This is a genomic window from Leisingera sp. M527 (genome assembly GCF_025141525.1).
Lineage (GTDB): Bacteria > Pseudomonadota > Alphaproteobacteria > Rhodobacterales > Rhodobacteraceae > Leisingera.
On sequence record NZ_CP081037.1, the window covers coordinates 4146826 to 4168849 of the forward strand.

A 22024-nucleotide genomic window follows, 5' to 3' on the forward strand; every position below is an offset into this window, starting at 1 on the left:
CTCCATGAGTGTGTGGCAACTGGAGTTGGAACCTAGGTACGGCTTAACCGATCGTCAAGGTTCCATCCGCCGCAGAAGCGCGCCTGTCACAAGCTCGTGCGGCAGCTGCATCAGGGTTGCATTGCAGGTCCAAAGCAACGCGGTTTCAATGGCGCGATCCGGATAAATCTGTGCAAGCGCATGGGCATAGGCGCCCATCTGCCGCAGCAGGCCTTCGGGGCATTTTTCAGGCGTTTCAGGTACAGTTGCGTTGGATTTGAAATCCACTGCCAGGACTTTTTCCGGGGTTACGATCAGCCTGTCGATCACCCCATGCAGGCGCGAACCATGCAAATCTGCGGTAATAGGCACCTCGGCCAGAATGTCCGGCTTGAAGATATGAAGCAAATCAGCGTTTTTGAGAACGGCTGAGGCTTCGGCCAGAAGTTCGGCGCTGTCTTGTGCATCTTGCAGAAGGTTTTGCGCAAGCTTCGGCCAATCCCCCTCGGATCGGCCGGGCAGATGCTCCAGCAGCAGGTGCAGCCTGCTGCCGCGGGCTTTGGCGGCCTCCTCGTCCAAGCCCTGATCGCCCGGCAATGCCTTGGCCCCGCCCAAATCCGAAGGGCTGAGCGCCGGATCCGGTGCCGCATAAGGTTTGGCCAGCTGGTTAAAGACGTCAGGCAAGATGTGTTTCTCAACGTCCTGGGCAGCCGTTTCAATCAGCGGCAGCCCTTCCCAATCACCGTGTTGCAAACGTAACCCGGTACCGCCTTCGGTTTCAAATTCCACCGCTCCGCCGTCCCGCAATGCACGTTCCGACATACGGTACCAGCTATCGTTCTGCTCACCGATGTCGCCGGCTGCGGCGACGATAAGCCACTTTTCTGCCCGGGTTAGAGCCACATACAACAGGCGCAACCGTTCATTTTGAAGTTTTTCCTGGGCGGCTTCACGGGCCGCCAGCATGGTGGCTGGCATCTGGTCTTTGGGCAGCTTCCACACCGGGGTGCCATTTGCCAGCATAATTTCCGCATCGCGCGGCGCTTGGCGTTTGGCAGTATCCGGCAGGATCACAATAGGCGCTTCCAGGCCTTTGGAGCCATGCACCGACATCACCCGTATCATATTGCCGGCGGCACCCATCTGGCGTTTGATTTCCAGGTCGTCGGTCTGCATCCAGACCAGGAACCCGGTAAGACTGGGCACATCGGTGCGTTCATATGCCAGTGCCTGCGACAGCAGCGCGTTGATGCCGTCCTCGGCTTCCGGCCCCAGCCGGCCCAGCAGTTTCTGGCGGCCGCTGTGGCGTGTCAGGATGCGTTCGATCAGGTCATAGGGGCGCAGGAAATCAGCATTGGCGCGCAGGTCGTCCAGCACCGCCATGGTTTCGGGGAACGCCCCTGCCCGCTCGCGGAGCGCCGGCCACAGGTACAGCGCCTCACGCCGGTGGGCGAGGTCGAACAGTGCTTGCTCATTCCAGCCGAACAGCGGCGACTTCAGTGCTTCCGCCAGTGATAAGGAATCCTCCGGCAGGGCCAGGAACCGCAGCAGTGCTGCGATGTCCTTCACCGCCAGTTCCGCACCAACTTTCAACCGGTCAGCGCCGGCAATGGGCAGCTCGGCTTTCTTGCAGGCACGGATGATCTCAGAGAACAGATCAGACCGGCGCTGCACCAGAATCAGGAAATCACCTGCCTGAACCGGCCTGCGCTGGAAGGTGCCGCGTTCAGCGCCGTCCTCAGGGATTGTGACGCCGGTGCCGATCATCTGTTTGATCGACTGGGCGATACGTTCGGCCAGGATCACTGTGTGATGACGGCTGCTGGGCCGGTCAACGGGGCTGGTCCAATCCGGATCCTCGTCGTCCTCGACCTTTCCGACCACTGGCCAAAGGTCCACCCGGCCCGGCAGGTCGGATTTGAAGGCCCGGTGCAGCGCTTCCTTGCGAAAACCCGCGCGCGGGCTGTCCCGGAAGACGAGATCCACCAGTTTCAGGATCGCAGCAGAAGAGCGGAAAGAGAAATCGAGCGAGGCATCCTGCAGCCCGGCTCCGGTTTCCGCCAGCCGGTGCCCGAACTCTTGCTGCATCCGGTCAAAGGCATCCGGATCGGCACCTTGGAAAGAATAGATCGACTGTTTCTTGTCACCGACCACAAAGATCGTGCGTTCGACATCCGAGCGCGCACCAACGCCGGATGTGAATTCCTGCGCCAGTTTCTCAATCACGTCCCATTGCACAGGGCTGGTATCCTGTGCCTCGTCCACCAGAATGTGGTCGATGCCGCCATCCAGCCGGTACAGCACCCAGGCGGCAACGCCTGGATCGTTCAGCAATTGCCGGGCCTTCAGGATCAGGTCGTCAAAGTCGAGCCAGCCACGCAGCTGTTTGCGGTGCTCATACTCCGGCAGAAAGGCGGCGGCAAAGCGATGCAGATCATGGCTTTTGCGAGCGGCGGCCAGGGCCAGGCGTTTGGTGCGGGCATCCTCGATGCGCAGCATCAGCGGTTCCAGCTGGTCCATAAGCGAGAGATGCGATTCGCGTAGCTTTTTGGTTGGAAATTTGTCGATTTTGGCAGTGAACGGCTCTTTGGCGCTGGCGCCGGTGAGAAAGATGCTTTCCAGCGTACTCAAGTCGGCAAGAGCCGGCTTGGCTATGCCAGTCAGCTTTGCAGCTGCCTTTTGATCGGTCGCACCGCCCTGCCCCAGCATCTGGCGAGTGCGCTGCAGCAGTTCTTCCTCGCCGCCTAAATACACCAAGGCTTCCAGTGCGGCTTCGTCAAAACCCTCAGGCAGCTCAAACAGCTCTAGCAGCCCTTCCCAACCCAACGGCTGGCCAAAATCGGCGCGGCGCTGGCAGATGGAGGATGTCAGGGTCTCAAAATCGCTGTCGCTGACATGGCGCGCCAGGGAGTCGACTAGCGGGGCCTCGGACCCTTGGGCGAAATCCTCCATGATTTCCGCACGCAGCAGCTGGCCTGATCGGTCGTCCATCTCTGAAAATTGCGGGCTGACGCCGGCCTCCAGCGGGAAGCGGCGCAGAAGCGAGGCGCAGAAGGAATGGATGGTCTGGATTTTCAACCCGCCTGGCGTCTCAATTGCGCGGGCAAACAGGGTGCGGGCCTGTGCCAGGTCGCCGGCGGCGGTGTTGACCTCTCCCAGTTCGGTCAAGGCAGAGACCAGCGCCGGATCCCTCAGCATCGCCCATTCGCCCAGCCGTTTGAACAGCCGGTTCTGCATCTCGCTGGCAGCGGCCTTGGTGTAGGTCAGACACAGGATGTGCTGCGGCTGCACGCCCTTCAGCAAGAGCCGCGCCACCCGGTCGGTCAGAACTTTGGTTTTGCCAGAACCTGCATTGGCCGCCAGCCAGGTAGAGGCATCGGGGCGTGCGGCGCGGAACTGCGCCTCGGAGGCGGCGTCGCGGATGGTCATGACAAGTTCTCCGGCTGCGGCGTGGCGCTGCGATCCCATTCGCCGTAACGCGCAAGGTGGTCATAGTCGCCGGCGATGTCGTCGCGATACACCATGCGGCGGCTCGAATAGCCTTGTTCAGGCTCGAAATAAGCTCCGATCAGAGTGTGCAGCTCGTCCCAGACCTTGGCGGGCGGTTCTTCTTCCAGCGGCGCACGCACTTCTTTCATGCTGGATCCAAGCCCGATGAACAGGGCGCGGGCCACTTCCGCGGGGCCAAGGCCGTCAAAGGCGCCTTGCTCGGCCATGGCGGCTTCGATCAGCAGTTGCTTTTCGAACTTCTTCTGCTGCGATTCCGAGGGCGGCGCGCCGGTTTTATAGTCATAGAGATGCAGGAACCCGCGGTCGTCCATGTCGATCCGGTCGGCCCGGCAGGCGATGGTAAAATCCAGAGGGTCCAGCCGGGTGCTGCCTTTGGCCTCAAAGGCGACCGGTTTGGCACGTGCCTGGCGTTCCCGCTCAGCCAGCACAAAGTCTCCGGCGATCTTGCGGATGCGGCTGTGCCACAGGATGCGTGCAACCGGCCAGGGGACGTGGCTCTCCAGCAGCTGGCGGGTTTTGCCGATCAGGTGACCGGCAGTCAGCAGGGAAGGATCCGTTTGAGCTTCCTTGATGAACTGCTCAAACACCTCATGCACCACAATGCCGCGCAGCAAGGCGTCCGGCTCTTGCACCAGTGGGTTCAGAGGTTTCAACCGCAGTACGTGCTTGGCGTAAATCGCATAAGGGTCGCGGATCAAGCGGGGGATTTCCGTGATCGTGAGCCGGCGCGGGCGGGCGGCAACCGGTGGCCGCGGCGAGGGGCGCGGCACTTGCGGGATCGGTGTTGGCTCTTCCAGTACCTCTGCCCGGCCGAGCCACTGGCGGCCTTTCGTCCGCATAGCTTCCAGCGCATCCCGGCCGCCCTGATCCGGCAGTCCGGACAAGAGGTTGGTCAGCCGGTTCAGCCAGCGCGAGGGCACGGTGTCTGCTTCTTCCGAGCGTTCGGCGCGCGTCAGCCAGACTTCGGGTGCAGCGATGGCCTGTTGAAAGTCATGCGCTGACAGGCCAATGCGGCGTTCGGGCAGCAAGAGGCCGGCCTGGTTGCGCAGCTGGCGGTTCAGCCAAGGATCGGGGCTGGCGGCCTCTGGCCAGCTGCCTTCGTTGAGGCCGCCGAGTATCACCAGATCGGCACCTTGCACCCGCGCCTCCAAGGTGCCCCAGATCATGATTGAACCATAGGGCGCATCGCGGTCGCGCACCTCGCCCTGGCTCAGCAACGCACCCAGCAGATCGGCAAAATCGCGGGCGGACATGTCGCCGCCATAGGGGGCTTCGGCTTCCAGGTTTTCAATGCAAGAGCGCGCGGCCTGACCAGCCTTCTTGTCCCACAGTGTACTGCTGCCGTCTGATTGGCTGCCGGCAGCGATGTATTCAGCGCGCTCACGCAGACGCCGGACCCAATCGGTCAAGGGAAGGGTGCCTGCGATCTCCTGATCTGCGAAACAGGCGCTGAGCCAGGACGTCCAGCCTGGGGTCAGATTGCGTCCCTTTTCAAATCCGGCAAATGCTGCGGCATCGGGGAAGGGCGGACCGTTTCGGCGCAGCGACAGCTCCAGCTCGCGGGTTTGGCGCAGGTGATTGCCACGGTCCGCGCCATCGTGGGTCAGCGGGTGTTTCAGCAGTGTTAGCAGGCTGTCGCATGCCAGCGGTTTGCAGAACAGACCTGCCACATGGCGCAGGAAACGGCCTGGAGGCGACAGCTGCAGGGGCTGGCCGGCAGAATCGTCAGGAAGGATATCCCAGCGGTCCAGCGCTGCCGAGACCTGGCGGGTCAGCATCCGGTCCGGCGTAATGAGCGCGGCTGTTTGCCCGTCTTCCGCTGCTTGGCGCAGTCGAAGAGCAATGGCGAGCGCTTCGGCGCGGGGGTTGGGGGCCTCGATCAGGGTAACGTTATCTGTGGCCGGTTTCAGACCAGACAGATTTGGGCCTTCGCTCATCCAGGCATCGGTCACCGGGGCTGGACGCAAGGCAAGAGAGACCAGCTGATTGCGTTCAGAAGAGACTGGCGGTGCATCAGTCCAGCGCTGCACGTCACCTGGTGAAAGATCCAGGTCTTTCAATATCTTGTGGAAACGGTACTGTGGATGATCCTCCGAGATCATCGGATCATCCAGCCTGTCCCAAACATGATCCGGCTGGTCAAAGTCGAAGCCGGGAAGCACCACCGCGCCTTGCGGAAGCCGGGCGATGGCCTGCATCAGCATCAGTGTCGTCCCGCGCGAACCGGTGGAGCCGGCCAGGATCACTGGATGCGGCGGCGGATTCTCCTGCCATTGCCCGATCAGGTTCAGCACCGCCTGCCGCTGCCGCGCCTGGGCATCCATCGCACCTTCATGCAGGCCCGTGAACTCATCGGCGATCCCGATAAAGGCCTGCGCCCGCGCCCAGTGACCGGACATGTCTGCAACATCCAGATCGCGGATCGCATCGGTACTGACGCCTTCACCCTGCATCTCATCGATCAGCGCGGCAAGACTGTCGGATAAGTCATAAAGCGACGCCCTGGAGGCCAGGTCGGGCTGCGCATCCAATAGTTTTGCGATCAACTGTGACAGTTCCAGCCGCCGCCGCAGCGGCGGCAAAGCAGGCGGCAGCCCGTCCAGCGTGGCACGCTGTGCCAGATCAGTCAGCAGCAGCATGCGCGGCAGCAGCAGGGCGGGGCCATTGTCAAACAAGGTGCGGACACGCCGCGCCATACGGGAGGTGTTGATGATCAGTTCAACCCTTGCCAACGCATCGGGCGGCTGGCCCTGGCTGCGGATGCGCAGCCCATCGGCCAGTGCATGCGGGAAGTCGGCACCGCAGGGCAGGGCAAAGACGCGCGGTTTTGCGGAAGGTTCAAACATCATCTGCGGCTATCAGATCCTCGGCCAGTGTGATCCCCTCTGGATGGCCCACATCGCACCAGCGGCCAGGATATTCCAGAGCAAACAGCCGGTTTGCTTCGGCCATCCGGTTCCACAGGACATTCAGTGAGAACACCTGCTCCTCAATCTGGTTCAGATCCTGTGTTTTCAGGATCTGAACCCCGCCATAGACTAACTTTCCGCCACGGCTGATGCGGCCTTCGGCATCAGCCGCGAAATCCCCGCCACCGGTGCGGCCCGCTGCACGTTCCAGCGGCACACAGACCAGCAGTGCGTCCATGCGGTCGGGGTCCCAAGCCTGCAGGGCCAATTTCAATGGGTTCGGACCCTTCCATATGGCGTCGGTGTTCATGGTGAAAACCGGCCCGTCTCCCAACAGCGGCAAAGCCTGGCGCAGACCGCCGCCGGTGTCGAGAATCTCGGGGGATTCGAGACTGATGCGTACATTTTGAGGCTCTAAAAAGGCCTTTAGCGGCTCTGGCTTGTAATGCAGGTTTGCCACTATCCGGGCTGGCCGGATGGCTTGGGCGAGCTCCAGCGCATGGGCGATTAACGGCCGTCCTGAGACTTCGATCATCGGTTTCGGCTTGTCGCGGGTCAGCTCCCGCATCCGGGTTCCAAATCCAGCGGCAAACAGCATGACGGCATCAGGAGAGCGCTGCATCAGGGCTTCAGCCTATCCAGATTGTCCGGGGTTGGGGGTGGCAGGCTTTCACGCAGCAGATCCGCAACCGGAGCCAGTGCAGGATGCTCCAGCCCGCGAATGAAATGGTCCCACACCCGCGGGATCAGGTCCACGTAATGAGGTTTGCCGTATTCCAGGCTGAGCCTGGCAAAGACGCCAAGGATACGAAGATTCCGCTGCACGCCCAGAACGGCATAGGCGGTCCGGAAACCAGACTCATCCTCTCCGGTGGCAGACAAATACCGGTCAATCATCCGCATTTCGACGGTGGCCGGCACGTCGCGGCGGGCATCCTGCAGCAGCGACACCAGATCATATGCGCAGTGGCCGGCGCGGGCGTCCTGAAAGTCCAGCAAACCGACGCGCGCCACCCCGTCGCGGTCCGGCAGCCACAGCAGGTTTTCGGCGTGGTAGTCACGCTGAACCAGAACTGGATCGCCTTTGACAGTTTCACGCAGGATGTCTTCGAAGTGATCCTCGAACCTGGATTGCAAGTCAGGATCATGACCGCCGAGGATGCCGTCGCGGTATTTCACCAGCGCAAGACCGGCCATTTCAGCCATCATTCGCGGGCCATATGGTTCCAGATCCGGCGTCGTTGCTTGGTGCAAGGAAACGAGTGCATCGGTGGCCGCTTCATAGAGTTCCTTTTCCAGCGCCGGTTTCCGCAGGATGGCACGGGCAAAAAGATCATCACCCAGGTCTTCCAGCAGCAAAAAGCCATTTTCAACATCCTGAACCAGGATCTCCGGGGCGCTGAGACCCTGGGCATGCAGGTATTCGGCAATGCGGATGAAAGGGCGGACATCTTCGCCCTTTTCCGGCGGCGCGTCCATCAGCACAACGGTCTTACCATTGTCAGCCGTCAGCCGTTCATAGCGCCGGTTGGAGGCGTCCCCGGCCAGCGGGCCGCGTTGCCAGTTGCCATAAGGCGTGGCCGAGAGAAAGGTTTCGCACAGGGTGTTGCGGTCAGTCATGCGCAGATGCGCTCCATCAGGGGCCGCCATTTCATGTCGCTCCAGCTAAGCGTCAGATGGCGGCGGTCTTCATGTTCCGGATCCAGCGCCAGTTTCAGGCGAATGGCGTGGGCGGGGGTCAGTTCGGCCAGCCGATCGGGCCATTCGATCAGGCAGATGGCGCTGTCAAATGCTTCGATCAGACCCAGTTCTTCCAGCTCATCCAGAGACGACAGCCGGTAAAGGTCAGTGTGCCACAGCTCACCGGCGGGCACGTCATAGGTTTGCACCAGTGTGAAAGTGGGCGAAGGGACGTCCTCCGGCACGTCCATAAGCGATTGGATCAAATGGCGGGCGAAATGGGTTTTACCGGCGCCGATCACCCCTTCCAGCAACAGGCAATCGCCGGGGCGCAGGGCCCCGGCGATCTGTGCGGCCAATCGGGCCGTATCGTCCGGTGAGTTCAGCGTGCAGGACGCGGTATCCGTGGTCATGGCGCTAGAATGGCGCCGCCGCCGGTCTGCTGCAAGCCGGTTTCCGGACCTAGCCCTTGCTGATAGCGGGGAAGCGCTGTTGGCCTGCCGGCAAGGCCACGGTTTCCGGTGCCCGGAAGCTGACCATCGTAGCACCGTTCTGAATTGCGGAGACCTTGCAAATCATGCGCGTACCTTCGCGCAATTGGACATGCGACCACCAGGCTTCGCGCCCGTCTCCGCCAGCGACAAAATCGCGGATCTCACCCCAGACAGGGGTCGGCGCGCAGGTGTCCTGCCAGATCCGGCTGGCATCCATGATTGAGACTTTGGCAAAGCTGGCTTCCGGATCCATTGACCAGAGGCTGCCATAGGCACTGTTAGAGAAGGTCATGCTGCCATCGCTGGCAAAGACCGTAATCGCCTCGTCCATCTGGTCCATGATTGACTGGCCCATCTCAAGTTCTGAGCGGAACTGGCGGGTGAGTGTGACCTCGGCGGTGATGTCTTCGAACAGGAAGGCAATGGCGCCGTCCGGGTGCGGCCGGCCCGAAACCTTGTAGACGGATCCCGATGGCAGCGACCAGGTTTCCTGATAGCGGCCTTCAGCCGCGGCCTCCAAGAGGTCGGCCATCTGGTGGCGCCAGCTGGAGTAGCTTTTGGGTTCCGGCATCATCCGCTGGTCGCGCAGACGGTCGAAGAAGGTCAAAAGATTGGGCCGCGAGCTGAGGAAATTGGCGGGCAGGGCTGTGAGGTCGATCAGCACCGGATTGAACAGCACCAGCTGGCGGTTGCGGTCAAAAATCGCAAGACCGATCGACAGCTGGGCAAACGTCTTGGCCAGGGTCTGCACGAAATTGCGCTGGGCAACCTCGGCGTCGACCACCGCATTCACATCCACTGCGTGACACAGCCAGCCGGCTTCGGTTTCTGTGGTGGAAACGTTATACCACAGTTTTTTGTTGCTTTCCGGCAGCGGGATGTAGATCCGCTCCGGCTTGCCGCTGTTCATCGGGTCGTGCAGGTCGGTGAACAGGGGCTCGGCAAAGTCGGCATTGCGGCCGCGGATCTTCTGGCTGAGGTCGTCATAGGCGAGGTTGGACCAGGTAACGTTGCCCTCCTCCGACTGCAGCCAGACCGGGTAGGGCGCCTGATGCACGGCAGCGCGCAGTGTGGTCAGTTCCTGATCAAGGGATTTGTTCTGTTCCTCCAAGGTGCTGCGGCGCAGCTGCACGCGGGTGACCCCGTCGATCCATTCGCAATGCGCCTCGCGGCTTTCGGCAGAAGCGGTGCCGGAAAGAACGAGCGGGCCGACATCCTTGAGAAAGCCCGGTGACTGCGGCAGGCCCGGGTAGCTGCGGGCCAGCTGGTCGCGCAGCATGCCCCAGTCAAAGTTCTCCGCCTGGTCACCAATGAATTTCCGCGCGCCCGAAGACCAGCCGATCAGGCTGTTTTCGTCAAACAGGAACACCGCATCTGTGCGGCCGTCGCCGGCCAGCAGATCATGTTCCATGCCATTGCGGCGCGGATTGGGTGACAGCCACCAGACCGCCGCCGCCGCTGTTGCAGCACAAAGCGCTGCCAGTACAAACCATTCGATCGAAGCGAAGTCCTGCATGTCGTCCTGCCCAGTTCAGCTCTCGTTTACCCGCATGGTTCCCTAATAATGGTTAAATCAAGTTTAATTGGTTGCCCAAAAGTGAATAGTTAAATTTCTAAAGGTATATTTTTCCCAATGACAGGGCCGCCGTCTGCCATGGCGTCGATTTTTTTGCGTGGCCAGGCAACCTCGACAATGGCGCCGCGCCTTTCGCGGTAGGGGCTGAGGGTTTGGAAAGGGTCTGCGCCGTTGGCGAATCTCAGCTGTGCACCGGTGCGCTGCAGCAGCGTTTTGGCAATGAACAGACCCAGGCCCATGCCCTCGTACTCGGGCCGCTGCTTCAGCTCGTTTTCGCCCCGGCGGCGGCGCACAAACGGATCGCCAATGCGGCCCAGCAGATGCGGCGGAAATCCCTGGCCATCATCGCAGATCCGCAAAATGATCCGGTCGTTGTTCCAGGCAGCATCTATCCAGACGGTGGAGTGGGAGAAATCCACTGCATTCTGCACCAGGTTGCGCAACCCGTGGATGATCTCTGGCTTACGCATAACTGTTGGCTGCTGGAAGTCACCTCCCTCCAGCGGTTCCTCATGGTAGATAACGGATTTGCCGCGGTTCATGTGCGGCTCTGCCGCTTCGGTCACCAGGGTTGAAAACGGCGCCTGACGTAAATGCAGATCGTCATTGCCGACCCGGCCCATGCCGCGCAGGATGTCGCGGCAGCGGTCGGCCTGTTCACGGATCAGCGCGGCATCTTCGCGCAGGTCAGGGCGGTCGTCCAGCTCTTCGATCAGCTCGGCACTGGCGAGTTTTATGGTGGCCAGCGGTGTGCCCAGCTCATGCGCCGCTGCCGCCACCACGCCGCCCAGGTCGGTCAGCTTTTGCTCGCGCGACAGCGCCAGCTGGGTAGCGCTGAGCGCATCCGACATAGAGCGCATTTCGTTGCTGACCCGGAAGGAATAGGCGCCGATGAACAGAATGGCGATGACAATGGCGATCCAATTGCCGAAGATGAACACATCGGGAATGCGCAGGATGAATCCTTGTTCGGTGCGCAGCGGCAGGTGGAACTCTGCCATCAGGGTGACAAGAATGACAGCGGTGGCACCGATGATCAGGGTGGAGCGCAGCCCCATGACGGCGGCGGAAATCGTCACCGGCCCCAGCACCAGCAAGGCAAAGGGGTTGTTCAACCCACCGGTCAGATACACCAGGAAGGCCAGCTGCAGCAGATCGAACAGCACCATCAGGAAGTTCTCAAACTCGGTCAGGCGCTTGTTTTCCGGGAACGCGAAGATGGCGATCAGGTTCCCGGCGGCTGAAATGCCAATGGCCAGATAGCACAGGCCCAGCTCCAACTGCAGGTTAAAGCGGTGCTGCGCCACGGCAATGGCGGTGATCTGCCCAGCAATGGCCACCCAGCGCAGCAGGATCAGGGTCCGCAGGCGGATCCAATGGCTGTGTTCCTGGCCGCTTGTCAGCCTGAAGATGCGATCGCTCATAAGGTTCGTTGCTCCCGCAGATGTGACGCCGTGCGCCAGTTGCATCGGCTGTGTTTCTTGATAGGTCTGGCGCTGCAAACGATCAACAACCCTTCCCTGACGAAAAGTGTGATCTCATGACCCGCGTCTATGCTCTCTTTGCTGTTGCTTTTGTTGCTGCCCTTGTGGGTGGTGCCTGGTTTATGACCCGCGGAGGGGCTGGAGGCGACAAATTCGCACAGTGCCGCAGCAGCCAGATCGCTGGCGGCACTGATACCATCGGCGGGGCGTTCGAGCTGGTCAATGCCAAGGGTGAGACTGTCACCGACAAGGATGTGATCACCGAGCCGTCGATTGTCTACTTCGGCTACACTTTCTGTCCTGACGTCTGCCCGATGGATTCGGCCCGCAACGCGGATGCGGTCGATGTGCTGGCAGAGCGCGGCATCAGCGTGACGCCGGTGTTCATTTCCATCGACCCGGACCGCGATACCCCTGAAGCTGTTGGCGATTTCGCCGAAAACCTGCATGAAAAGATGATTGGGCTGACCGGGTCTCTGGACCAGGTGAAGGCCGCCAGCAAGGCGTATAAGACCTACTTTAAGAAGAACGAAGGGGATGAGGATTACTACCTCGTCGACCATTCTACCTTCTCTTACCTGGTACTGCCCGAGGACGGCTTTGTGGAATTCTTCCGCCGCGATGAAACGGCGGAGCAGATGGCCGACAAGACCGCCTGCTTCATCGAAAAAATCTGAGGCAGGATAGCTGTTTGACCTTTCCCCCTGCCCGGACATATTCTTGCGTGAACAGACAAAAACTTCGCGGAGGACCGGGCATGGCCGAAACTGCTCTGCAGGATATTGGACCAGACAAGACACTGCTGCTGGTTGATGATGACGAGCCGTTTCTGCGCCGTCTGGCCAAGGCAATGGAAAAACGCGGTTTCTCAGTTGAGACTGCGGGGTCGGTTGCCGCAGGCAGTGCCATTGCAACGGCCCGCCCGCCGGCTTTTGCGGTGGTGGATCTGCGGTTGGAAGACGGCAATGGTCTGGATGTGGTCGAAGTGCTGCGGGAAAAACGCCCGGATAGCCGGGTTGTGGTTCTGACCGGCTATGGTGCCATCGCCACGGCTGTTGCAGCGGTCAAGATTGGTGCGACGGATTACCTGTCCAAACCGGCCGATGCCACCGACATCATGAACGCTTTGCTGGCCAACGAAGATGTGCTGCCGCCGCCGCCGGAAAACCCGATGAGCGCCGACCGGGTGCGCTGGGAGCATATCCAGCGGATCTATGAGCTGTGCGACCGCAATGTCTCGGAAACCGCACGGCGGCTTAACATGCACCGCCGCACCCTGCAGCGGATCCTGGCCAAGCGCAGCCCGCGCTGAGGATCAGAGCTGCGCCATCAGCGCTGTATGGCGGCCCAGAAACGCCATACGGGTTTCCAGCGGCGGGCGCAGCACGATATTCAGCCCCGCGGTAACCTCCGGTTTCGGGCGGCCGAAGAACCGGCTGGCTTCCTTTTCCGAAAAGCCGGCGATCTGCACCGCTTCCATCCAGGCGCTGATCTTGTCGGCCCGCTTGATTTGCGCTTTCACAGTCTTGGGCAAGGCAGCGGGCAGACCAAACCGCAGGTGAATGGCCGCCGTCAGCCGCAAGTCCAGTTCGCCATATCCCGGCCCCACCGCAGCTTTGACTGGCGAGATCATATCCCCGATCACATATTCCGGCGCATCATGCAGCAGTGCTGCCAGCCGCCATTTGACCGGTGCCTTTGGGTTCATCCGGGTGAAAAGGTCCTCAACCAGCAGCGAATGCTCAGCCACGGAATAGGCAAAATCCCCCCTGGTCTGGCCGTTCCAGCGGGCAACAAATGCCAGTCCGTGGGCGATATCCTCGATCTCGATATCCACCGGTGTCGGGTCCAGCAGATCCAGACGGCGGCCGGACAGCATGCGCTGCCATGCGCGGGCGGGTTTTGAGGGCATGAGGGTTTCCTGTCGCTGCACTTACCCCATTGACTAACCGTTGCGCGGCAACCGGGCAATGCTTGCCGGGTTTGGCTGCCGGATGCCTGAACACAGGCAAAAAACGGAGTGTTTATGCCTTGTGAGTTTGAAACGGGCACTGCGCGGCCCAATATTATAGGTATACAAGGGGCACCGCCCCCTCTCTGCGGCAACCCCTTTTCGTGACGTGACACGCAATGGAAAGGAGTTTGTCATGTTTAAGCGTCTTCTTGGTATTTCTCTGTTATTCGGCATGGCTGCGACGGCGCCGCCAGCCTTGGCAGCCAGCTGCGGCGACCGCGAGGTCATGACCCAAAAGCTGGAAAGCGGATACTCCGAACGGCTGACCGCCGGCGGATTGCAGAAAAGCCGTCCTGAGGCCACAGTGATCGAGGTCTGGTCGTCGGATGAAACCGGAACTTTTACGGTTCTGGTCACACATGCGAATGGGGTCAGCTGCGTTGTTGCGACCGGTTCCTCATTCTTCCATATTTCGGAAAATACGTCGGACCCAGGCACGCCAAGCTGACATTGGCCGCCTGACAGGCTCCCCCCAACAGCCTGCTCCACCATAAAAAGCCAGAGCCATAAGCTCCGGCTGCGGGTATCTTCGTTGAATATCAACAATTGCAGTGCTAGGCCCTCCTGCAACTGTACTTGCAACTGGATTGGAGCTGGCAATGGCCGGGGATTATATCGTCAAGGACATCGCGCTGGCCGGGTTCGGCCGCAAAGAGCTGGACATCGCCGAAACTGAAATGCCGGGACTGATGTCCCTGCGCGCGGAATACGGCGAAAGCAAACCGCTGAAAGGCGCGCGCATTGTCGGCTCATTGCATATGACCATCCAGACGGCTGTGCTTATTGAGACGCTGGTGGCGTTGGGCGCCGATGTGCGCTGGGCGTCGTGCAACATCTTCTCGACCCAGGACCACGCTGCCGCGGCGATTGCCGAAGCTGGCATTCCGGTCTTTGCGATCAAGGGCCAGTCTCTGGAAGAGCATTGGGATTACTTGGATAAATCCTTCATGTTCGAGGAAGGCCCCAACCTGATCCTCGACGATGGCGGCGATGCTACCCTTTATGTTCTGCTGGGCGCGCGTGCCGAGGCGGGCGAGGATATCATTCCTGTGCCGCAGTCCGAAGAAGAAGCGGTCATCAAGGTGCAGATCCAGAAGCGCATGGAAGCATCCCCGGGCTGGTTCACCAAGACCCGCGATGCGATCCTGGGCGTGTCCGAGGAAACCACTACCGGCGTGCACCGCCTCTATGATCTGCAGAAGAACGGCCGGCTGCCGTTCCCGGCGATCAACGTGAATGACTCGGTCACCAAGTCGAAGTTCGACAACAAATACGGCTGTAAGGAATCGCTGGTCGACGGCATCCGCCGGGCCACCGACACCATGATGGCGGGCAAGGTCGCTGTGGTCTGCGGTTACGGTGACGTGGGCAAGGGCTCTGCCGCCTCCCTGCGTGGCGCAGGCGCCCGGGTGAAAGTCACCGAGGCCGACCCGATCTGCGCCCTGCAGGCCGCGATGGACGGTTTTGAAGTGGTGCTGCTGGAAGAGGAAGTCGGTTCCGCCGATATCTTCATCACCACCACCGGCAATAAGGACGTGATCCGCATCGAGCACATGCGCGAGATGAAGGACATGGCGATTGTCGGCAACATCGGCCATTTCGACAACGAGATCCAGGTCGCCGCGCTGAAAAACCACAAGTGGACCAACATCAAAGAACAGGTGGACATGATCGAGATGCCCTCGGGCAACCGCATGATTCTGCTGTCCGAAGGCCGCCTGCTGAACCTCGGTAATGCCACTGGCCATCCGAGTTTCGTGATGTCGGCCTCCTTTACCAACCAGGTGCTGGCCCAGATCGAATTGTGGACCCGCGGCGACCATTACAACAACGATGTCTACATTCTGCCCAAGCATCTGGACGAGAAAGTCGCCCGCCTGCACCTGGGCCGCATCGGCGTTAAGCTGACCCAGTTGAGCGCTGAGCAGGCCGCCTATATCGGCGTCAAGCCGGAAGGCCCGTTCAAGCCCGAGCATTATCGCTACTAATCGGTTCCTCTTTTCAAAAAATCAGCGCCGCTGGAGCAATCCTGCGGCGTTTTTTATTGCCGGGCCGCAGATCAGCGCTGGCTGGGCATATGGTCGCCGCGCCCTTCAGGAGTGAGGTCGAACAGGTTCCACATCGGCCACAACGCATCGACATGGCGCGGCTGCCAGGGGCTGGGCTCAAAGAGCATCTCCGATCCCCAGAAATGCCGGATGCCGTCGTCTGATCGGGTAAAGACATGCAGCATCGGCAGCTGCGCGCCCTCGCTGCTTTCACCCAAATAGTCCTGCTGATAGCTAGTGCCCGCAGCAGAATAGAGCGGCAGATCCTGCCAGCTCTTTGCGATCTGCAGTGCTGCAAGCCGTTCCGGCGATGATTGCGCGACAACCGCGAACCCCATGCGCGCGTGCACATGGGACACTTGCCCGCGCCAGCCATCAAGAATCGCTGCACACATCGGGCAGGCGGCCTTGCTGTCCGGCCCGTACATCAGAGAATAAACCGCAAGGGCACTGTGCTTGCCGAACAGGTCCAGCAAGGATGCTGAAGCGCCGCTTGTGCTGCGGAATTCATAAGTCTCTGCAACCCGCCCGCCGGCAGGCAAAGCCCGTCGCAGTGCGGCAACTTTTTCAGTTTGCGCGCGCAAACCGAGCTCAGCTTGCAACAGTTCATTGCGGGCCGTGCGGTAGGCGGCGCTCTCGTTAGGGATGCTTACGGGCATTGCGTGCCTTTCCTGGCTAGTGACTCTATTATTAACAATTATGTTAATTAATTTGGCGATCTGTCAAGAAGCTTCTCGTGTTCTGCGGTGTGACGCAGATTATGTGGCTAGCTTCCAGCGTCGCTGATTTAGCTCGCATTGTCAGGGTTATTGATTTGCGGAATCGTGTTTCAAAGAGCTACACATAAGACACCGGCCAGGACGGCCAGGTACCAGATTTTCAAACGCGTGTGGTGGATAGTGGAGCACGCGGGGTGGAAGGGAAGGTCCTGATTGTCCTCAGGTCCTTCCCTTTTTCAATTCAGAACAGGCTCAGCACCAGGCCAGCAATTGCGCAGGCCAGCGTCGCATAGCCGCCGTCAATCAACGTCAGCTTCACCGGCCGCATCCCATACATGTTGTTCAGGGCAATCCAGGGGCTGATGAAGAACAATCCGACACCTGCACCGCCAATCAGGCCCGCGCCAAGGGTCTCTATGCCGGATAGGGTGAACACATGGCGCATCATGCCAGCAACGATTAGCTGCAGCACAAAAGCCATCGCAAAAATCATCGGGCTCTGGCCGCCCTTCGGTTTTCCGTCGTCGTCACATTCAACACCAGCGGCCTCGACCCACGGTTTGGCGAGGGCGCCGTAATATCCTGCTCCCAGCGCAAATGCCGCCGCAGCCGCCACGATCACACTTAAGAATTCCATGCTGTTCTCCTCAATGGTTTCAGCCACTTAGGAACAGATTGGCAGATCAGCTGGGATCTGTCTCCCCCAGCGCGCAGATGGTGGCCCATTCCGCGTCGCTCACCGGCTGCACAGACAGGCGGGAGTTCCTGACCAATATCATCTCTTCCAGCTGCGGGTCGGACTTGATCTGGTCCAATGAAACCGGCTTAGCAAAAGGCCGCACCGCTTTGATGTCGACGCACTCCCAGCGGTCGTCTTCGGTGGTGCTGTCAGGATGGGCCTTGGCGCAGACTTCAACAATACCGACCACGGATTTTTCTTTCTGCGAATGATAGAAAAACCCGCGGTCGCCGATCTTCATTTCGCGCATGAAATTGCGCGCCTGGTAGTTGCGCACGCCGTCCCATTCTTCACCCGCATCACCTTTAGAGACCTGGTCGTCCCAGCCCCAGGTAGAGGGTTCGGATTTGAACAGCCAGTAGCGCATCAGCCGATGACCTTTTTCCAGGTGATCAATTCGACAGCTTCAAACAGGCCGGCCTTGTTGTATGGGTCGTTCTCTGCCCAGGCTTCACCTGCTGCCATGTCTTCGACATCCAGAATAACCAGAGATCCGGCCATATTGCCATCCTGATCCAGCAGCGGACCTGCCTGTGCAACGGCACCGGTGTCGTTGATATAGGCCAGATGGGCGTCGCGGTTGTCCAGCCGGGTCTGCAAATGGCCGGGCTTGTCACGGGCAATCAATGCGATCAGCATTTTATTCCTCTTTTAGTGGTCTTTTAAGCAAATGTGCCGCTGCTTCGCTGATCGTCAAGCGCTGATCTAGCAAATTGGTTACCGTAAGAGTGACCGGCATGTCCAAATTCATCCTCTGCGCTTGCTCCGCAACTGCCCGCGCGGTGGCTGCCCCTTCGACCGTGATGGTGGAATCGAAATCTTCGTCCCGGCCAATGGAAAGCCCCAGGCGGTAGTTTCGGGACAGGTCGGAACTGCAGGTCAATGTCAGATCACCAAAGCCCGAAAGCCCGGCCAGCGTCTCAGATTTCGCACCACAAGCCAGCGCTAAGCGTTGCATTTCAGCATACCCGCGCGTCATCAGTGCGGCGCGGGCACTGTCACCCAGCCCGGCCCCAATGACCGCTCCGCAGGCTATTGCCATCACGTTTTTCAAAGCGCCGCCGATTTCGGCTCCAATGGTGTCCGTGGTGCGGTAGAGGCGCAGGTTAGCCGTGGTCAGTTGCGCCTGCAGTGCCTTGCCCTGCTCTGCCTCTTTGCAGGCAAGGGTTAGTGCGGTTGGCAGCCCGCGCGCAATATCGGCGGCAAAGCTCGGCCCCGTCAGCAGCGCTGCGCTGGCATTCGGGAGAACTTCCTGGATGACCGCCACCGGGCCTAGGCCAGAGTCCAGCTCGATCCCCTTGCAACAGGCGACAAGCGTTTTTCCAGTCAAATGATCCTTGTGCTGTTCCAAGGCGCCACGCAGCGTTTGCATCGGTACCGCCAGCAGAAGGGCATCGGACTCGCAGGCTTTCCCGATATTGGATGTGATCAGCAGGTTCTTGGGCAGTTCAACGCCAGGCAGCCGGGTCCCGTTGCGGCGGCTGTCCTGCATCGCCTGGGCTTTCATCGCGTTGCGCGCCCACAGGGTCACCGGGCCTTTGCCTGCCAACGAGATTGCCAAAGCTGTGCCAAAGGCGCCGGATCCCAGAACTGAAACACTCATGCCTTGGCTCCCTTTCGGCCCGATCCGATCAGTGCCGGGCTGCTTTGATCCAGCGGCCAGCGGGGGCGGGCGGTCAGGTCCAGCCCGTCGCGGGCGCCCGCCTTGAACCGTTCCAGCCCGGCATAGGCGATCATCGCGGCGTTATCAGTGCACAGCCGCAGCGGCGGTGCGGTAAAGGCGGCACCTGTCTCGGCGCAAACAGTCTCTAACGCGGCGCGAATGGCGGTGTTTGCTGCAACGCCGCCGGCAACGGCCACGGTTGGCTGCTCGGGCTGTTCCTCCAGATACAGGCGGATAGCGCGGCGGGTCTTTTCGGCCAACGTATCCACCACAGCGGCTTGGAAACCGGCGCACAGATCGGCCCGGTTCTGTCGGGTAAGGCCGCCTTTTTCCGCCGCGATTTGGTCACGCATCCGCATCAATGCAGTTTTCAGGCCTGAAAAGGACAGGTTGCAATCCGGCCGGTCCAGCAAGGGGCGGGGAAAGCGGTAGCGCTTGGGATCGCCGTTTTCAGCCTCTGCCTGCACGGCCGGTCCGCCCGGTTGCGGCAGGCCCAGCAGGCGGGCGGTTTTGTCAAAGGCTTCGCCCGGGGCGTCGTCTATGGTGCCGCCGAGGCGGGTGAAATCCTCAGGCCCGCGCACCAGCAAGTATTGGCAGTGCCCGCCAGAGACCAGCAGCATCAGGTAAGGGTATGCAATCCCGTCTGTCAGCCGCGGCGTCAATGCATGGCCTGCCAGATGGTTCACGCCCACCAGCGGCAGGCCGGTGGCGGCAGCAATCCCCTTGGCGCACATGACGCCTGACATCACTCCGCCGATCAGCCCGGGGCCGGCTGTCACAGCGACCGCATCGATGTCTTTCAGGCTTAACCCGGCATCAGCCAGCGCATCCAGCACACAAATGTCCAGCTTCTCGGCGTGGGCACGGGCAGCAATCTCCGGCACCACGCCGCCAAAGGCACTGTGCAGCTCGGCCTGGCCGAACACGACCGAAGACAGAACCTCGGGCTGGGCGCCCTCCGATTGCCGCACCACCGCGGCGGCGGTATCGTCACAGCTGCTCTCCAGCCCCAGAATTGTCAGGGTCTTTGTCATGGCCTTACCGTTGCATCGCTTTGCCGCCGGGGCTACCACCTAAGCGGATTGCAAACAATCCCGGGAGCCCGCGATGGTGCCTTTGCTGATGACACGCCCGCTGGCAGCGGCAGAGCGGTTTGTGGCCGGGCTGCCCCAAGGGGCCCGTGCCGGGCTGCAAGTGATCTATGCGCCGCTGATGCAGATCCGGCCGATACAGGCGCAGATCAGTCTGGATGGCATGAAAGGCGTGATCTTCACATCGGCCAACGGGGTGGAAGCCGCTTCACGTGAAACTGCGGCGCGCCTGCCGGCTTTTTGTGTCGGTGAGCGCACGGCCAAGGCTGCGGCAGAGGCCGGCTGGCAGGCGGTGAGCCTGGGGCAATGCGCGGATGAATTGGTCGAAAGAATGCTGCTACAGCCGCCGGAAGCACCGCTGTTGCATCTCCGGGGCGCCCATGCGCGGGGCGGGATTGCGCAGCGGCTTACTGATGGCGGAATCCCCTGCCGTGCGCAAACCGTGTATGATCAGGTTCTTCTAGCGTTGTCAGAGGAGGCGCAAGCGGTGCTTTCTGCACAGAAAGATGTGATCGTGCCGCTTTTCTCTCCCAGAACGGCGAGACATTTTGCCAGTCAATGCGGGGATGCTGCGCATTTGCACCTGATTGCGCTGAGCCAGGCTGTTGCTGAACCATTGAAAAGCTTGAATTGCAAGGTGTTGCGCGTAAGTAAGGAACCTGATGCCGAAGCCATGGCAGAGGCTGTCTTTGATGCCGCAGCCCAGCTGTCCCGGCTTGAGGGCAAGGGGCGCGCAGAGTAGTGTCCGGCGTGTTCGCACGAATGTATATTTGGAATCGAGGGGGAGGCCGGCGTGGCTGACAAGAAAAATCCGGAAGACGTGATTGAGCCTGGCCCCGGTGAATCCCAACCGGTTGAAGGCACCGCTGAAGCGCTTCAACAGGATGTGATTGACGAAAGCGCCGCCGAAACGGTTGACGATTCTAAGGACACAGAGTTCGCAGTTTCCGAGACCGAGACCGAGACCGAGACCGAGACCGAGACCGAGACCGAGACCGAGACCGAGACCGAGACCGAGACCGAAATTGCGGCTTCTGACTGGGAGGCGGCTCCGGAAGAAAATGCTGTCTTTGAAACAGTGGAGCCAATAGCTCACGCAGAGCCGCCCCGCGAAATCGAACGGGTGGTAGAAAAGCGCGGTGGATTCGGCTCAGCCGTGCTGGGCGGCGCCGTGGCTGCGGTCATTGGGTTTGTCGTCGGCCAAGGCGGCTGGCTTGACAGCGTTCTGCCGGCTTCGCTGCAAAATCAGGGCACAGACCTGATGGCTCTGGAAGTCGGCCAATCGGACCTGCAGGCGGCTTTGGCCGCATTGAAGCAGCAGGTAGAGGCCAGCCAGCCCCCGGACATAACGCCCCTTACTGCGCAGATCCAAACTCTTGCCGCCGACATCGAACCGCTGAAAACCGCGCAGGCCCCGGATGCGGTGCTGCGTGCGGATCTGGAGACTTTGACCGCCCGTGTTGCGGCACTGGAAACCCGGCCGCTGGAAGGCGCCTCGCCCGAAGCTGTCGCCGCGTTTGAAGCTGAGCTGGGCAAGCTGCAAGACAGCTTGGCTGCGCAGCGTTCCGAAGTCGAACAGATGCTGGCAGACGCTCAGGCTATGGACGCGGCAAGTGCTGAAGCCGCACGGATTGCCAGCGCCCAGACGCAGCTGGCGCAGCTGCGTTCTGCCTTGGACACCGGTAACAGCTATGCGGCCAGTGTGCAGGAGCTTGCGGCCCTCGGCGTTGATGTTCCGGCAGCCTTGTCCGGCCCTGCGGAGAGCGGAGTAGCCTCGTTGTCTGCCTTGCGGGACGGGTTCGCACCGGCTGCCCGCGAGGCGCTGGCCTCTGCCCGCGAGGAGACAAAGGACGGCAGCGGCCTGCTGGATTACGTGAACCGCCATCTGGGTGCCCGCTCTGTCACTCCGAGGGACGGGGACGATACGGATGCGGTCCTGTCCCGCGCCGAAGCGGCTGTGGCCGGGGGTAAGCTGCAGGAAGCATTGGCAGAACTTTCTGCCCTGTCCGCCTCTGCCCGCGCTGCCCTGTCCAGCTGGGAAGCCGCTGCAAATGCGCGGGTGGCAGCCGTGACTGCCGCCACTGATCTGGCCCAAAGCCTGCAAGCCAAATAAGGAAG

General features: G+C 60.9%; 20 protein-coding genes. 6 read left to right on the forward strand and 14 right to left on the reverse strand.

Going from position 1 to position 22024, the window contains the following annotated elements; genetic code table 11:
- Positions 1-54: 54 nt before the first annotated feature.
- From addA to regB, 7 genes are all read right to left on the reverse strand, one after another.
- The gene (addA, locus tag K3555_RS20385; protein ID WP_260006830.1) at positions 55-3408 is read right to left on the reverse strand and encodes a double-strand break repair helicase AddA; all 3354 of its coding nucleotides are present in this window, start codon (positions 3406-3408) and stop codon (positions 55-57) included.
- The gene (gene addB / locus K3555_RS20390) at positions 3405-6338 is read right to left on the reverse strand and encodes a double-strand break repair protein AddB (protein WP_260006831.1); all 2934 of its coding nucleotides are present in this window, start codon (positions 6336-6338) and stop codon (positions 3405-3407) included. The genes addA and addB overlap by 4 nt, the downstream gene beginning before the upstream one ends.
- Positions 6328-7020: a nucleotidyltransferase family protein gene (locus tag K3555_RS20395; protein ID WP_260006832.1), complete on the reverse strand. Its 693-nt coding sequence runs from the start codon at positions 7018-7020 to the stop codon at positions 6328-6330. The genes addB and K3555_RS20395 overlap by 11 nt, the downstream gene beginning before the upstream one ends.
- Entirely contained in the window at positions 7020-8018 is a 999-nt protein-coding gene (locus tag K3555_RS20400) for an aminoglycoside phosphotransferase family protein (protein ID WP_260006833.1), read from the reverse strand. The genes K3555_RS20395 and K3555_RS20400 overlap by 1 nt, the downstream gene beginning before the upstream one ends.
- Complete coding sequence (tsaE, locus tag K3555_RS20405; protein ID WP_260006834.1) at positions 8015-8491, reverse strand: tRNA (adenosine(37)-N6)-threonylcarbamoyltransferase complex ATPase subunit type 1 TsaE; 477 nt, start codon at positions 8489-8491, stop codon at positions 8015-8017. Before tsaE ends, K3555_RS20400 begins: the two co-directional genes overlap by 4 nt.
- 49 nt (positions 8492-8540) lie before the next feature.
- The gene (locus tag K3555_RS20410; protein ID WP_260006835.1) at positions 8541-10088 is read right to left on the reverse strand and encodes a PAS-domain containing protein; all 1548 of its coding nucleotides are present in this window, start codon (positions 10086-10088) and stop codon (positions 8541-8543) included.
- An 89-nt stretch (positions 10089-10177) separates the two neighbouring features.
- Positions 10178-11572 carry a sensor histidine kinase RegB gene (gene regB / locus K3555_RS20415; protein ID WP_259988696.1) on the reverse strand — a complete coding sequence of 465 codons (1395 nt, stop codon included), beginning with the start codon at positions 11570-11572 and terminating at the stop codon, positions 10178-10180.
- Between the two features lie 116 nt (positions 11573-11688).
- Here regB and K3555_RS20420 point away from each other — a divergent pair, with 116 nt between their 5' ends.
- Together K3555_RS20420 and K3555_RS20425 are read left to right on the forward strand one after the other, a co-directional pair.
- Complete coding sequence (locus K3555_RS20420) at positions 11689-12309, forward strand: SCO family protein (RefSeq protein ID WP_259988698.1); 621 nt, start codon at positions 11689-11691, stop codon at positions 12307-12309.
- Positions 12310-12389: 80 nt separating this feature from the next.
- Positions 12390-12944 (forward strand): ActR/PrrA/RegA family redox response regulator transcription factor, encoded by a 555-nt coding sequence (locus K3555_RS20425; RefSeq protein WP_129372688.1) that lies wholly within the window; start codon positions 12390-12392, stop codon positions 12942-12944.
- A 3-nt stretch (positions 12945-12947) separates the two neighbouring features.
- On the opposite strand, the gene K3555_RS20430 is transcribed toward K3555_RS20425, so the two are convergent.
- The gene (locus tag K3555_RS20430) at positions 12948-13544 is read right to left on the reverse strand and encodes an HD family hydrolase (RefSeq protein WP_260006836.1); all 597 of its coding nucleotides are present in this window, start codon (positions 13542-13544) and stop codon (positions 12948-12950) included.
- 235 nt (positions 13545-13779) lie between these two features.
- Between K3555_RS20430 and K3555_RS20435 the strand changes: the two genes are divergently transcribed.
- Positions 13780-14094, forward strand: coding sequence for a hypothetical protein (locus K3555_RS20435; protein ID WP_259988702.1), 315 nt, complete (start codon positions 13780-13782; stop codon positions 14092-14094).
- A 151-nt stretch (positions 14095-14245) separates the two neighbouring features.
- Positions 14246-15634, forward strand: a complete 1389-nt coding sequence (gene ahcY / locus K3555_RS20440; RefSeq protein WP_260006837.1) for an adenosylhomocysteinase — start codon at positions 14246-14248, stop codon at positions 15632-15634.
- 71 nt (positions 15635-15705) lie between these two features.
- On the opposite strand, the gene K3555_RS20445 is transcribed toward ahcY, so the two are convergent.
- The 6 genes from K3555_RS20445 to tsaD form a co-directional block, all read right to left on the reverse strand.
- Positions 15706-16353 carry a DUF899 family protein gene (locus K3555_RS20445; protein ID WP_260006838.1) on the reverse strand — a complete coding sequence of 216 codons (648 nt, stop codon included), beginning with the start codon at positions 16351-16353 and terminating at the stop codon, positions 15706-15708.
- A 301-nt stretch (positions 16354-16654) separates the two neighbouring features.
- Entirely contained in the window at positions 16655-17050 is a 396-nt protein-coding gene (locus tag K3555_RS20450; protein ID WP_260006839.1) for a DUF1761 domain-containing protein, read from the reverse strand.
- Positions 17051-17096: 46 nt separating this feature from the next.
- Positions 17097-17519 (reverse strand): EVE domain-containing protein, encoded by a 423-nt coding sequence (locus tag K3555_RS20455; RefSeq protein ID WP_259995744.1) that lies wholly within the window; start codon positions 17517-17519, stop codon positions 17097-17099.
- On the reverse strand, positions 17519-17791 hold the full coding sequence (locus K3555_RS20460) for a YciI family protein (RefSeq protein WP_065268630.1): 273 nt from the start codon (positions 17789-17791) through the stop codon (positions 17519-17521). The genes K3555_RS20455 and K3555_RS20460 overlap by 1 nt, the downstream gene beginning before the upstream one ends.
- A gap of 1 nt (position 17792) precedes the next feature.
- Entirely contained in the window at positions 17793-18755 is a 963-nt protein-coding gene (locus tag K3555_RS20465; RefSeq protein WP_260006841.1) for an NAD(P)H-dependent glycerol-3-phosphate dehydrogenase, read from the reverse strand.
- The gene (gene tsaD / locus K3555_RS20470; protein WP_260006842.1) at positions 18752-19849 is read right to left on the reverse strand and encodes a tRNA (adenosine(37)-N6)-threonylcarbamoyltransferase complex transferase subunit TsaD; all 1098 of its coding nucleotides are present in this window, start codon (positions 19847-19849) and stop codon (positions 18752-18754) included. The genes K3555_RS20465 and tsaD overlap by 4 nt, the downstream gene beginning before the upstream one ends.
- A gap of 88 nt (positions 19850-19937) precedes the next feature.
- On the opposite strand from tsaD, the gene K3555_RS20475 reads away from it, so the two are divergent.
- Positions 19938-20648, forward strand: a complete 711-nt coding sequence (locus tag K3555_RS20475; protein WP_260006843.1) for a uroporphyrinogen-III synthase — start codon at positions 19938-19940, stop codon at positions 20646-20648.
- 51 nt (positions 20649-20699) lie between these two features.
- Positions 20700-22019 (forward strand): hypothetical protein, encoded by a 1320-nt coding sequence (locus K3555_RS20480; RefSeq protein ID WP_260006845.1) that lies wholly within the window; start codon positions 20700-20702, stop codon positions 22017-22019.
- The last annotated feature ends 5 nt before the right edge of the window (positions 22020-22024 follow it).